We start from the raw sequence: 12,702 nt of genomic DNA on the forward strand, positions 1-12,702 counted from the left end.
TTATCCCAATACGCCTGCAAGCTTCATTGCTTGGCCCATGTCGCCGTCAATCACCAAGCTGCCAGACATGAACGCCGTCGTCGGGTTCAGTTCACCTTCCAGAATTGCCTGAAAAGTCTCAGCATCGGCGGTCAGTGACACATCTGCATCGTCGTCGCTTGCGCGCACGCCATCGGAATCGATGATGATTGAACCTTCACCTTCGATCACGAATTTTGCAGAGCCATCAAAGTCTGCACCGTCCATTTTTGCGTTTAGGGCGGCTACAGCCTCGGTCACAACGTCGCTCATGTTTTTCGTCCTTCTTTCATGATGTGGCGGCCGACCTCTGGTGTTGACCGCATTCTGCGTTACATTAGTAGTTATGGTTACGCTGACACATCGCATCAAACGTATCGTTACGGCACTTTTTTTGGCAGTGGGGATTTCCTTACCCGCCTTTGCCCAAGAAACGACGCTGGACGAGTTATTTCAAGAGCTTCTCGAGGCGGATGAGGATACTTATGCGCGGATCGAGAACCAACTCATTGGCGAATTGGATAAAAGTGGCTCTCCCGCGATGGATGTGTTGTTGCGCCGAGGCCAAGACGCATTGCGTGACGGTCAGCCAGAGGCCGCAGCAGAACATTTTTCAGCGCTCGTCGATCATGCGCCAGATTTTGCCGGTGGCTACTATGGGCGTGCGACAGCCTATTATCTTCTTGGGTTGACCGGTCCTGCATTGGATGACGTGCAACAGGTTCTTCGCATTGAACCGCGTCATTTTCAGGCGATTGATGGTTTGGCCGTCATCATGGAAGAGCTAAGCCGCCCAGAAGACGCCTTGGAGCTTTATCAAATGATTCTCGAAATTCACCCACAATCGGTCGAGACCAAAGCCTCGGTCGAGCGTTTGCAGTTGCATCTTGAGGGCCAAGCGCTTTAAGGCGCAGAAAACTCTGGGGACTACGATGAGCACCGCGCGGATTACGGCCGTTCTTGGCCCGACGAACACCGGCAAAACCCACTATGCGATTCAGCGTATGCTGTCCTATCGGACGGGCGTAATCGGCCTGCCGTTACGGCTCCTTGCGCGCGAAGTCTATGACCGTATCGTCGAAGAGCGCGGCCCAGGCGTTGTCGCACTGATCACTGGCGAAGAACGTATCGTGCCCCCGCGTGCGGCCTATTGGGTCTGCACGGTCGAGGCGATGCCCGAGGGTATGGGCTGCGATTTTCTAGCGATTGACGAAATTCAGCTTTGTGCTGATCCCGAACGGGGACATGTCTTTACGGATCGGTTGCTGAACGCGCGCGGTTTGCACGAAACCCTCTTTATGGGGGCGGATACAATGCGTGGCGCGATTGCTGCGATGGTTCCCGAAGCGCAATTTATGTACCGCGACCGCATGTCCGAACTGACCTACACAGGTTCGAAAAAGCTGAGCCGCATGCCTGCACGCTCTGCAATTGTAGGGTTTTCTGTCGAAAATGTGTATGCAATCGCCGAACTGCTACGCCGCACCAAAGGCGGTGCAGCCGTTGTGATGGGCGCTTTGTCACCCCGAACGCGCAACGCCCAAGTGGCGATGTATCAAAACGGCGATGTTGACTATTTGGTGGCGACCGACGCGATCGGGATGGGGTTAAACCTTGATATCTCGCATGTCGCATTTTCGTCCTTGGTCAAATTCGACGGTCACCGTATGCGGCATTTGCACCCCCAAGAGCTGGGGCAAATTGCCGGGCGTGCGGGCCGTCACATTGAAAATGGCACCTTTGGTGTAACAGGCGAGGCACCACCGCTGGATGATGCAATCGCAGAGGCCATCACCGAGCATCAATTCGCACCCGTTTCAAAGCTACAATGGCGCAACAGCCGTCTGCAATTTGGCTCGGTCAAACGGCTCATTTCGACACTAGAGGAACATACCAGCGATCAATGGCTCACGCGGGTCCGCGAAAGCGATGATCTAAAGGCGCTCAAGGCACTGGCCGCAGATCCCGAAGTCGCCGCACGCGCGACTGACGGGCCGTCGGTCAAATTGCTGTGGGAAGTCTGCCGCGTTCCCGATTTTCGTGGAATATCAGCAGGCGAACATGCGAGCCTACTTACGAATATTTACAATGACTTGCACCAGCTTGGGCATGTGTCCGCCAACTGGTTTGGGTTGCAAGTTCGGCGTATTGACCGCACCGACGGGGACATTGATACCCTGTCAAAACGGCTGGCATACATCCGGACGTGGACCTATGTTGCGCAGCGCAACGGATGGTTGCATGATGAAAACCATTGGCGCGACGAGACACGCGCTGTAGAAGACCGACTATCAGACGCGCTTCACGGCGCGCTAACGCAAAGATTTGTGGACCGGCGGACAAGCATTTTGCTTCGGCGGCTCAAACAGAAGGAGAGCCTTTTGGCTGACGTAAACGACAAAGGTGAAGTAACCGTCGAGGGCGAATTCGTCGGACGGTTGGAAGGATTCCGCTTTCGGATGGACAAGGCAGGCAGCCCCGATGAGGCCAAGACATTACGTCAGGCCTCGGTGCAGGCGCTGGTGCCGCAGTTCCATTTGCTGGCTGACCGTTTCTACAACGCGCCAGACCCGGAAATTGATTTCACCGAACAAGGTGGCCTGATGTGGGGCGAACATGCCGTTGGCAAACTGGTCGCTGGATCTGATCCATTTAAGCCCGGTGTGACCGCCTTTGTCGACGATGAGGCCGGTCCAGACGTTGCCGCAAAGGTGCAGCGCAGGTTGCAGCACTTTATCGATCGCAAGATCGCGGCAGGTTTCGAAGGCCTATTGGCGCTTAAGAACGATGAAACTCTGACGGGGGCTGCCAAAGGCTTTGCCTATCGGATGGCCGAAGGCTTTGGGATCATCCCACGTGGCGAGGTTGCCGACGAAGTCAAAGCGCTTGATCAGGATGCCCGTGGTTCATTGCGTAAACATGGTGTGCGTTTTGGTCAGTTTACGATCTTCCAGCCGCTCTTGCTCAAGCCTGCGCCGACACGTTTGCGTCTGGTGTTGTGGTCTTTGACCAAAGGTTTGCAAGAATTCCCAGAAAGCCCGCCACCGGGCTTGGTCACTGTTCCTGCGGCCAAAGATGCGGCACCTGGCTACTATGCGATGTCAGGTTACCGCGCAGCGGGTGAACGTGCGATTCGTATCGATATGCTAGAGCGCCTTGCAGATATGCTACGTGACAAAGACAGCCGCGGCGGTTTTGAGGCCAATCCAGATATGCTGTCGATTACGGGCATGACGCTCGATCAATTCGCTGATCTAATGGCAGGTCTTGGCTATAAGGCCGAGAAAGCTGAGCGCGAAAAGGTCAAAGCAACACCCGCACCCGAGGCAGAGGCCGCACCTGCAGAGCAGCCAGCAGCCGAAGGCGAAGCGCCTGCCCCCGAAGAGACCGGCCCAGAGATGGAGGTTTTCTACACCTTCACGTGGGGTGGCCGTGCGGCACGCAGTGCGCGCCCGCAAAACGACCGTCCACGTGGCAAGGGCAAGCCCAAGGGGAAAGGCAAGCATCAAGGCGGAAACAACAAACCGCAAACCTTTGCTGCCAAACCAAAGCGCGAAAAGGCGATTGACCCTGATAACCCATTTGCAGCGGCTCTGGCAGGGTTCAACAAAGGTTGAGCGAGCATAGCCGGCAAACAATTCGGCTAGACAAATGGCTGTGGCATGCGCGGTTTTTTAAATCGCGCAGCCTTGCAGCAGGTGTGGTCACTGCGGGCAAAGTCCGTGTTGATGGCACACCTGTCAGCAAACCTTCGCGATCTGTCGGGGAGGGGGATGTTTTGACCTTTGTTCAGGCTGATGCGACCAAGGTTGTGCGAATCCTTGCTTGCGGTGAAAGACGTGGACCCGCCCCCGAGGCGCAAAAACTCTACGAAGATATGTCACCACCCGTAGAACGACGTCCCTATAATCCGGGCGGCGATAGGAAGGGGCGTCCAACAAAGAAGCAACGCCGGGACATCATGACCCATCGCGGTCTGGATCGTTCGATTGACCTTGAATGATCCCGCGCACTGGCCTAGCTAGGCCATTGATGAAAAGTGGAACGTGCCTATGACCTATGTTGTCACCGAAAATTGCATCGCGTGTAAATACACCGACTGCGTCGAAGTCTGCCCCGTAGATTGCTTCTACGAAGGCGAGAACACATTGGTTATCCATCCTGATGAATGCATCGACTGTGGTGTTTGCGAACCCGAATGCCCGGCAGAAGCCATCAGCCCGGATACAGAACCGGATATGGAAAAATGGGTCGAATTTAACCGCAAATACGCCGAACTGTGGCCTGTCATTGTCACGAAGAAAGACCCGATGCCAAGCGCAGAGGAAATGGACGGCAAAGAAGGTAAGCTCGAGTTGCTATCAGAAGCGCCTGGCGAGGGCGGCTGATTCGAGCGAGTTTGACCGCGCAGCGCGCTTATTTTGTTGCGATTTTAGGCGCCGCATTGCGGCGCTTTTCGATGGCGCGTTTTTGTGATATGATTGCAGTAATGCTAAGAACACCTTGATCTAACCGACCAAACGACTGCGCCGACGGTGACCTGAAGTCTCCGCCGGATTTTTTGTCGTCTTTGATAATGTTAGATCGCCAAGAAAGGACGATCATGAGTAAGAAGAAAAGTGAATTCAGCCTCGAGCAATTTGTTGTCTACCCTGCCCATGGGGTTGGCAAAATCGTTTCTGTTGAAACGCAAGACGTGGCTGGGTTTGAGCTCGAGTTGTTTGTCATTTCCTTTGAAAAGGACAAAATGACCCTGAGCGTACCAACCAACAAGGCCGCCGAAGTTGGCATGCGTGCGCTGGCAACACCTGATGTGGTTTCACACGCGATGAAAACGCTCAAAGGTAAGGCCAAAGTTAAAAAGGCCATGTGGTCGCGCCGCGCGCAAGAATACGAGCAGAAAATCAACTCTGGTGATCTGATCGCGATTGCAGAGGTTGTCCGTGATCTTCACCGTCAAGACGACCAGCGCGAGCAAAGCTATTCTGAGCGTCAGCTCTACGAAGCAGCGCTCGAGCGTCTTACACGCGAATTTGCAGCTGTTGCCGGTAGTGACGAATCCGTTGCAAGCGAAGAGATCACTTCTGTTTTGGTTGGTCGCGCAGCCTAAGTTAATTGCACAAAAGAAAAGGGTCGCGTCAGTAATGGCGCGACCCTTTTTTGTGGGGTTTAGAATGCTTTGTGGCGGCCCTTACAGGGCGCGCCAGCCAATGTCAGAGCGGTAAAAACCCTCTTCCCAATCAACATTCGCGGCCATGGCGTAGGCCTTCTCATGTGCTTCTGCCAATGTTTCACCGCGCGCGGTAATGTTCAGAACACGCCCACCTGTGGCGGTGATTTGCCCGTCTTTCTCTGTGGTGCCTGCATGAAACACCATGTGGAAGCTATCTTCGGGCTGTTTTTCGAGACCTTTGATCACTGTGCCTTTTTCATAAGAGCCAGGGTATCCTTTGGCGGCCATGACAACTGTCATCGCATGGTCGTCAGCCCAATTTGCTTGAACTTGATCAAGCCGTTGTTCCGCGCAGGCTTGCAATAGATCAAGAATTTGGCCGCCCAAACGCATCATCAGACACTGGCACTCTGGATCGCCAAAGCGCACGTTGTATTCGACCAAGCGCGGTTGTCCGTCTTTGATCATCAAACCGACGAATAGAACCCCTTGGAATGGTGTGCCGCGCTTGGCCATTTCTGCCATTGTAGGCTTGATGATTTCATCAAGCGCCTTTTGCGTCACACTATCGGTCATGACAGGGGCAGGTGAATAGGCGCCCATACCGCCCGTGTTGGGGCCAGTGTCACCGTCAAATGCACGTTTGTGGTCTTGGGCCGTACCAACGGGCAGAATGTTTTCGCCGTCGCAGAGCACAAAAAACGAAGCTTCTTCGCCGTCCATGAATTCCTCAATGACGACCTCGGCACCGGCATCGCCAAAGCTGCCGTCGAACATGTCGTCAATCGCGGCCAGCGCCTCGTCTTCGGTCATTGCAACGATCACGCCTTTACCAGCGGCAAGACCGTCGGCCTTGACGACGATGGGCGCACCCTGTTCGCGGATATAGGTGCGTGCAGCATCTGCATCAGTGAAATGTGCATAAGCGGCAGTGGGGGCGTTTGCAGCATCGCAGATCGCTTTGGTAAAGGATTTCGAGGCTTCCAACTGCGCTGCCGCCTGACTGGGGCCAAAGACAAGCAATCCAGCGGCGCGTAAGCGATCGGCGACACCTGCAGCTAGCGGCGCCTCTGGGCCAATGATGACAAAGCTGATCGCGTTTTCTTCGGCAAAGTTCGCAACAACATCGCCGTCCAAAATGTCGATGTTCGCGCATTCGGCAATGGATGCGATACCCGCGTTGCCGGGTGCAACAATCAAACGATCACATTTCGGGTTTTGTTTGACAGCCCACGCAAGGCTATGTTCACGTCCGCCGCTGCCCAAAATCAAAATGTTCATCGCTGTCCCACTTGTTTTGCTGATTAGGCGCTGTTCTACGGATGGACCGTCGCGACCACAAGTGGGCAGTTCCCGCCGATAATCAGCTTTTGTGAATTCGACTTGGCCTTTTTCAGACTTAACCGCTAATTTTGTAGTAGAAGCGTTGAGAGGGCCGCAAATGAAATACGAAAAGCGGGATCGCAAGCTTTGGCACCGGTTGGAAGGGTATAGTTTTCACGAACGCCCTTTGTCGCGTTCGCTGGTGGATCAGCTCGAGGATGCAACGGGCCACTCGATTGACGTCTGCTACACAATGGTCGAGGAATACCGCCGCTTTATGTATCTTATCGGCAGTACCGGAGAAGATTTGACGCCATCGCCAATCGTCGATCAGGTCTGGAAACTGCATATCGCCGACAAACGCGCTTATTTCGAAGATTTCTGCCCCCGGATTATTGGCCGCATAATTCACCGTGCTGATGATTTGCCACCGCTCGAGGATGATCCCGCATATGGGCTCACCTTGGAGTATTATGCACAAGAATTCGGGCGTCCTCAGGTCCAGTACTGGCCTGATCCAGATGACGGGCTCATGCGGTTTTCACGGTTTTTGATGTGGGCCGTTGGTTTTGCAGCATTTGCGCTTTCGGTGATTTTTTCGTCGTTTCTATTTGCATTTTTCGGCGCAATGGTGATTTCAGGGTCTGCATTCTTGCAATGGAAATATTCCTCGCTCCCGTTGCGTAACCCGACGTCAAAGGAAAACTGATGGACCTGTTCGAAGACGCCCCCGCCGATAACACCCCTGAATTTTCAGTTGGAGAGCTGTCAGGCGCGGTAAAAAAGGCGATTGAGGGTGGGTTTTCACATGTGCGCGTCCGAGGCGAGGTCGGTCGCGTATCGCGTCCGGGATCAGGGCATCTTTACCTTGATCTCAAAGATGATCGCGCCGTATTGGCGGCAGTGATCTGGAAAGGACGAGCGCAGCAGCTTGCCCACCGGCCCGAAGAGGGGATGGAGGTCGTTGCAACTGGCAAGCTGACGACATTTCCGGGCCAGTCAAAATATCAAATGATCATCGAAGACATCGTGCCTGCGGGTGCGGGCGCTTTGATGGCGATGCTGGAAAAACGCAAGGCAGCGCTGGCTGCCGAAGGTCTATTTGCACCCGAACGCAAAAAGCCACTGCCGTATCTGCCGACCTTTATCGGTGTTGTGACTTCTCCTTCGGGGGCGGTTATTCGCGATATCTTGCATAGGCTGCGGGATCGATTCCCGCGCAAGGTTTTGGTTTGGCCAGTCGCCGTCCAAGGGCAGCGTTGTGCGCCCGAGGTGGCCGCCGCAATCGAAGGGTTCAACCGCTTAACGCCCGGAGGGGCCCTGCCGCGTCCTGATTTGTTGATTGTTGCGCGTGGTGGCGGTTCGCTTGAGGACCTGTGGGGCTTTAACGAAGAAATCGTGGCACGGGCTGCCGCAGCTTCTGAAATTCCGCTCATTTCGGCAGTCGGGCACGAGACGGATACGACGCTGATTGACTATGTCGCCGACCGGCGCGCGCCGACCCCGACCGCCGCTGCAGAGCTTGCCGTACCTGTGCGGATGGAATTGATGGCATGGGTTGATCAACAGGGTGCACGATTGGGGCGTGCGCTTACCACTGGTGTGCAACAGCGTCAGCAGCGTGTGCGCGATTTGGGGCGCGCATTGCCAAATGCCGACAGTTTGCTCAGCGGGCCAGCGCAGCGACTTGATCATCTTAGTGATAAGCTGCCAATCGCGTTGAAGGCCGCTGCCAGTAAAAAACGCCTGAAACTGACCGAAGCTTCGCTGCGGCCTGCCGCACTTCAGCGACGGGTCATGGACGAGAGGCGCCGTTATCAATCACTTGCGGATCGTTTGTCGCCTGACCTGTTGTCGGTACGGTTGAATCGTCAATCCGAGAAGTTGGAGAATGTATTGGCGCGCCTTTCCGACCGGGCCACACGGCAACAATCAGATCGTGTGGCACGGCTTGCCGCGCTCGACCGCCTACGTGAAACACTGGGCTACAAGGCGACACTGGAACGTGGCTATGCAGTGGTGCGGTCCGATGCAGGCATTGTGACCCGCAAAGCGAATGCGCCAAGTAAAATGGAGATCGAATTTGCCGACGGTTCTGTGCGTGTTACTGCCGAATAGCAGAGCGCACCTCAATTAGCTTATCCAGCAAGGTCATGTCCGGTTTCTCCGGGTTCTCCCACGCGATGGTCAGGGCGCTATGTATGATTGCCCAGTCCAAGATCGTTGAAGCAGGGATGCCTGTGGTTCTTGCGAAAATCTGTGCCATGCGCATGATACGGTCTGGGGCACAGACAAGATCAGGCATCTCAAGCGGATTGCGAAACGCATTGGCGAGGTCATAGGCGGGATCGCCCAACAGCCCCTTGGCATCAAAGGCGACAAACCCACGCGCGCTGTCATGAATGTTGGCGTGATGCAGGTCACCGTGCAAAGGTCGTTGTGCTGGCATCGCGTTGATACGTTGCTGGGCAATCTCTTGGGATTTGCGAATGCTCGCACGTGACCCAGCTGACCAACCCATCGGCGGCTGATAGTGCATCAGCGCGTCCAGTCGATCCAATAGCAGTGGCAGGTCACAATGTGTTTCGACCGAATGCAGTTCATTAAATGTATCCGCGATGATCTGACTTGCCCGGTCATCATCACCTTGTTCCGTGATTTGTGCGACTGATAGCCCCGGGAGCCACTCCATCAGGATTGCGCCATCGGTGATGCCATAAATTCTGGCTGCACCCACGCCTTGCCTGCTTTCAATATAGGTGACGCCCGGCCATTCGTCCTTTGGGTCCGCGTCGTGATAGACCTTGAGCGCAGCATCTGTTTCATGATACCGGACGCGCCAAATCGTGGCGATTTCGCTGTTGGTGATAAAGGTCGGGCTGGAAAACCCAAAGTGACGCATTAGATCCTGAGGCGGGTTCACGACGAAAGGTCGCTGCAAATGAGAGGATCATCTGCATCTGGCAGTTCCTTAATCACGGTGAATGGTGCGCGCGTGGTAAAGACGCCGCGAATTCCGTCAGCTTCATCAAAGACTGACCAGCATTTCGGTTCAGGGTCATGGTCATAGCGAAAACAGATGTCGCCTTTGCTTTCGTACCATACGCCATATTGGCAAATGCCAGTGCGCGACGACCACATCACGCGACGCCCCGGAAGGTATCTCTCGATCCCACGGCTTTTGTCGAAAACATACTGATAAGTAACGGTGCGTCCTTCGACATGTGCTTCGAATTCTGACGCGTTCATACGATCCTGCGCATGAGATGCAGTTGCTAAAATACAGAAAAATATAATTCTTCTAAGCATCGCTAACCTTATCAACCAGCGGGTCCATGATTTTGCGCCAAACCGGCGGACATAGCGCAATCGCCCCCATAATGGGGAGCGGTTTCGGTAACATCGGTGCTGCCTCTGGCAGTCGCAATGCGGGATAATGGCGCGTTGGATGCGCGTGATGGTCAGAATGTCGGGTCGCGTTCAGCATCATGGCCGAGGTGAACCAATGCGGGCTGTTCCAGCTATGTTGCGGCCCAATCGGTGCGGGTTTGCCATTTTCTTTGATGGGGCGCATCAACCCATAGTGTTGCACGTAATCTGACATCAGCAATTGCATCTGCGCGTGACCCGCCAGCAGTACATAGGCAAGCAAGGTCAGAGGACTGATCAAGAGCGCGATAACGATAAATCCCACCGCACCGGACACATAAACCACATAGGGATTACGCCATGTGGGACGGTTGATTTTGGCAAGGCGCGCCGCTTCGGCCGCGTATCCCTCGCGAAATGAACCCAGCCAAGCACGTAAGGCAAAGCGATAAAAGCTCTCGCCGCGCCGCGATGTATTCGGATCGTTCCGTGTTGCCACATAGCGATGATGAATCAGCACATGGGCCGAGGTATGATGCCCAAACAACAATGAAATATAGACCCACATGCCCAGTCGATGTAGCAACCGGCTGCTGCGGTGGATGAGTTCATGCGCGTTTGCGTTGCTGACTTGGCCAAAGAACATACCTGCCGCGACAAAGAGCCCGAGCTTCTCAAGCAGTCCCATCCATTCCCCGGCAAGTGCAAGGACGCTCAGCGCGAGTAGCGCGAAATGACTGATCGCGAGCGTGACCGATAGCGCTGTGCCGGCTGGAAACTCTGACTCTGCGCGCTCTGCAAGGACAACCCTATCCAGTAATCGCGCAAAGCCGGTGAGGTAAAGCAAAGCGGCGATGATCCAAATTCCGCCGAACCAAGCAGCACAGCCAAGTAGGGCAACCGGGACTAAGGTAATTATAGTAAATTGGCGCATTTCTGGGGTCATATGGCATCGGTATCATGGCGATTAGGTTGCGTCACTTCAAATGTCGGCTAGGGCGCTAAAGGGCGCGTTGCGTCGCTTTTTTGTGGTTGCCGACCTGACCGCTAGGTATGTTTTGGCCAAGACAAAGGGGAATAAAATGGCAGCAGACGGACAGGGCGGTGTCTGGAAATCGGGCAAAGGCAAAGGGCGCCACACTCCTAAAGGCCGTCAGGTCGATGATACTGCATGGCAAGAGGTGCGTGCGCTATTGGGGGATCAACCCCGCCGCCGTGACCTACTGATCGAATTTTTGCACCTGATCCAAGACGCATATGGGCATTTGTCTGCCGCCCATTTGCGTGCCTTGGCCGAGGAAATGCGCCTTTCCCAAGCAGAAGTCTATGAGGTTGCCAGCTTTTACGCCCATTTCGACATCGTCAAAGAAGATGAAACCCCGCCACCCCCGCTGACAATTCGCGTCTGTGACAGTCTGTCGTGTGAATTGGCAGGCGCGCAGCAGTTGCAAAACGCGCTTGAAGCGGGGCTGGACCCGGCAGAGGTGCGTGTCTTGCGTGCGCCTTGTATGGGGCGCTGCGACACGGCGCCTGTCTTGGAAATCGGTCATCATCACATTGATCACGCGACCCCTGAAAAAGTCGCGCATGCCATCGCCACAGGGGATACCCATGTGCATCTGCCCGAGTACCAAACCTATGACGCATATGTCGATGCGGGCGGCTATGACACGTTAAAACAGCTGCGAACAGATGGTGACTGGGAGGCGGTCCAAGACAAAGTTCTCGCCTCTGGTCTGCGTGGGTTGGGCGGCGCTGGTTTTCCATCAGGCAAGAAATGGGGCTTCGTGCGGGCAAACCCCGGACCTCGGTACTTGGCGGTAAACGGTGACGAAGGTGAGCCGGGAACATTCAAGGATCGCCACTATTTGGAACGCGCCCCGCATCTGATGCTAGAGGGTATGTTGATCGCTGCTTGGGCTGTTGAGGCCGAGAAATGCTTTATCTACATGCGCGATGAGTATCCTGCTTTGCTTGAAATTTTACGGCGTGAAATTGCCACGCTCGAAAATGCCGGTGTGATCGCGAAAGGCTATATTGATCTGCGGCGGGGCGCGGGCGCCTATATCTGCGGCGAAGAAAGCGCGATGATCGAAAGCATCGAAGGCAAGCGTGGCATCCCACGGCATCGGCCGCCGTTCGTGGCGCAGGTCGGTATCTTTGATCGACCGACGCTCGTGCATAACGTTGAAACGCTTCTCTGGGTCGCGCGGGTCTGTCGCGAAGGGCCAGAGGTGCTAAACCAGCATGAAAAGAACGGGCGCAAGGGGTTGCGTTCATATTCTGTTTCGGGGCGCGTTGCGCAGCCCGGGGTCTATCTATTGCCCGCGGGGTCCACAATCGTCGATGTGATTGCTGCGGCTGGCGGTATGGTCAGCGGTCATAGTTTTAAGGCCTATCAACCCGGTGGTCCGTCATCCGGGCTGTTACCCGCAACGATGGACGATATCCCGCTTGATTTTGATACGTTGCAACCTCATGGCACCTTTATCGGCTCTGCGGCGGTTGTGGTTTTGTCGGACCAAGACAGCGCCCGTGCAGCTGCGCTGAATATGTTGAAGTTCTTTGAGGACGAAAGCTGCGGACAATGCACCCCATGCCGCGTTGGATGTGAAAAGGCGGTCAAGCTGATGCAGGCAGATCGCTGGGATCAGGATCTATTGGGTGAATTGTGCATCGCGATGGGCGACGCCTCGATCTGTGGGTTGGGGCAGGCGGCACCCAATCCAATCCGGCTCGTTATGCAGCATTTTGGCGACGAAATCTGACCGGGCCTTTTCAATCTCGGCTCTAGCGATTAGGTCATAGTTGTAATTGAC

General features: G+C 55.0%; 13 protein-coding genes. 8 read left to right on the forward strand and 5 right to left on the reverse strand.

What is annotated here, in order from left to right:
* Positions 1 to 291 (reverse strand): SCP2 sterol-binding domain-containing protein, encoded by a 291-nt coding sequence (locus TW80_RS02800; protein WP_045995832.1) that lies wholly within the window; start codon positions 289 to 291, stop codon positions 1 to 3.
* Positions 292 to 418: 127 nt separating this feature from the next.
* Between TW80_RS02800 and TW80_RS02805 the strand changes: the two genes are divergently transcribed.
* From TW80_RS02805 to TW80_RS02830, 5 genes are all read left to right on the forward strand, one after another.
* Positions 419 to 925, forward strand: a complete 507-nt coding sequence (locus tag TW80_RS02805) for a tetratricopeptide repeat protein (RefSeq protein WP_342585896.1) — start codon at positions 419 to 421, stop codon at positions 923 to 925.
* A gap of 25 nt (positions 926 to 950) precedes the next feature.
* A complete protein-coding gene (locus TW80_RS02810; protein ID WP_045995834.1) occupies positions 951 to 3,635 on the forward strand; it encodes a helicase-related protein in 2,685 nt (894 codons plus the stop codon).
* Entirely contained in the window at positions 3,632 to 4,021 is a 390-nt protein-coding gene (locus TW80_RS02815) for an RNA-binding S4 domain-containing protein (RefSeq protein WP_045995835.1), read from the forward strand. The genes TW80_RS02810 and TW80_RS02815 overlap by 4 nt, the downstream gene beginning before the upstream one ends.
* Before the next feature lie 49 nt (positions 4,022 to 4,070).
* Positions 4,071 to 4,406, forward strand: a complete 336-nt coding sequence (gene fdxA / locus TW80_RS02820) for a ferredoxin FdxA (protein ID WP_045995836.1) — start codon at positions 4,071 to 4,073, stop codon at positions 4,404 to 4,406.
* Between the two features lie 215 nt (positions 4,407 to 4,621).
* A complete protein-coding gene (locus tag TW80_RS02830) occupies positions 4,622 to 5,128 on the forward strand; it encodes a CarD family transcriptional regulator (protein WP_045995838.1) in 507 nt (168 codons plus the stop codon).
* An 81-nt stretch (positions 5,129 to 5,209) separates the two neighbouring features.
* On the opposite strand, the gene purD is transcribed toward TW80_RS02830, so the two are convergent.
* The gene (purD, locus tag TW80_RS02835) at positions 5,210 to 6,472 is read right to left on the reverse strand and encodes a phosphoribosylamine--glycine ligase (RefSeq protein WP_045995839.1); all 1,263 of its coding nucleotides are present in this window, start codon (positions 6,470 to 6,472) and stop codon (positions 5,210 to 5,212) included.
* Between the two features lie 160 nt (positions 6,473 to 6,632).
* Here purD and TW80_RS02840 point away from each other — a divergent pair, with 160 nt between their 5' ends.
* Positions 6,633 to 7,223: a glycine-rich domain-containing protein gene (locus TW80_RS02840; RefSeq protein WP_045995840.1), complete on the forward strand. Its 591-nt coding sequence runs from the start codon at positions 6,633 to 6,635 to the stop codon at positions 7,221 to 7,223.
* Positions 7,223 to 8,632, forward strand: a complete 1,410-nt coding sequence (gene xseA, locus TW80_RS02845; protein ID WP_157033196.1) for an exodeoxyribonuclease VII large subunit — start codon at positions 7,223 to 7,225, stop codon at positions 8,630 to 8,632. Before TW80_RS02840 ends, xseA begins: the two co-directional genes overlap by 1 nt.
* Here xseA and TW80_RS17560 read toward each other — a convergent pair.
* From TW80_RS17560 to TW80_RS02860, 3 genes are read right to left on the reverse strand one after another with little or no spacing between them, the layout of a single operon-like run.
* Positions 8,619 to 9,416, reverse strand: a complete 798-nt coding sequence (locus tag TW80_RS17560) for an aminoglycoside phosphotransferase family protein (protein WP_052700871.1) — start codon at positions 9,414 to 9,416, stop codon at positions 8,619 to 8,621. The genes xseA and TW80_RS17560 overlap by 14 nt on opposite strands.
* Before the next feature lie 17 nt (positions 9,417 to 9,433).
* Positions 9,434 to 9,763: a hypothetical protein gene (locus tag TW80_RS02855; protein ID WP_239450478.1), complete on the reverse strand. Its 330-nt coding sequence runs from the start codon at positions 9,761 to 9,763 to the stop codon at positions 9,434 to 9,436.
* A gap of 52 nt (positions 9,764 to 9,815) precedes the next feature.
* Positions 9,816 to 10,817: an alkane 1-monooxygenase gene (locus TW80_RS02860; protein ID WP_157033232.1), complete on the reverse strand. Its 1,002-nt coding sequence runs from the start codon at positions 10,815 to 10,817 to the stop codon at positions 9,816 to 9,818.
* 148 nt (positions 10,818 to 10,965) lie between these two features.
* Between TW80_RS02860 and TW80_RS02865 the strand changes: the two genes are divergently transcribed.
* Positions 10,966 to 12,651 (forward strand): NAD(P)H-dependent oxidoreductase subunit E, encoded by a 1,686-nt coding sequence (locus TW80_RS02865; RefSeq protein WP_045996965.1) that lies wholly within the window; start codon positions 10,966 to 10,968, stop codon positions 12,649 to 12,651.
* The last annotated feature ends 51 nt before the right edge of the window (positions 12,652 to 12,702 follow it).

The sequence above is a fragment of the Loktanella sp. S4079 genome, from assembly GCF_000967725.1.
In the GTDB taxonomy this organism is placed as follows: Bacteria; Pseudomonadota; Alphaproteobacteria; order Rhodobacterales; family Rhodobacteraceae; genus Yoonia.

Coding starts and splice junctions, on each gene's coding strand:
- purD (WP_045995839.1), bottom strand. CDS start 6,472: ATGAACATTTTGATTTTGGGCAGCGGCGGACGTGAACATAGCCTTGCG.
- TW80_RS02810 (WP_045995834.1), top strand. CDS start 951: ATGAGCACCGCGCGGATTACGGCCGTTCTTGGCCCGACGAACACCGGC.
- TW80_RS02860 (WP_157033232.1), bottom strand. CDS start 10,817: ATGCGCCAATTTACTATAATTACCTTAGTCCCGGTTGCCCTACTTGGC.
- fdxA (WP_045995836.1), top strand. CDS start 4,071: ATGACCTATGTTGTCACCGAAAATTGCATCGCGTGTAAATACACCGAC.
- TW80_RS17560 (WP_052700871.1), bottom strand. CDS start 9,416: ATGCGTCACTTTGGGTTTTCCAGCCCGACCTTTATCACCAACAGCGAA.
- TW80_RS02855 (WP_239450478.1), bottom strand. CDS start 9,763: ATGAACGCGTCAGAATTCGAAGCACATGTCGAAGGACGCACCGTTACT.
- TW80_RS02830 (WP_045995838.1), top strand. CDS start 4,622: ATGAGTAAGAAGAAAAGTGAATTCAGCCTCGAGCAATTTGTTGTCTAC.
- TW80_RS02840 (WP_045995840.1), top strand. CDS start 6,633: ATGAAATACGAAAAGCGGGATCGCAAGCTTTGGCACCGGTTGGAAGGG.
- TW80_RS02800 (WP_045995832.1), bottom strand. CDS start 291: ATGAGCGACGTTGTGACCGAGGCTGTAGCCGCCCTAAACGCAAAAATG.
- TW80_RS02865 (WP_045996965.1), top strand. CDS start 10,966: ATGGCAGCAGACGGACAGGGCGGTGTCTGGAAATCGGGCAAAGGCAAA.
- xseA (WP_157033196.1), top strand. CDS start 7,223: ATGGACCTGTTCGAAGACGCCCCCGCCGATAACACCCCTGAATTTTCA.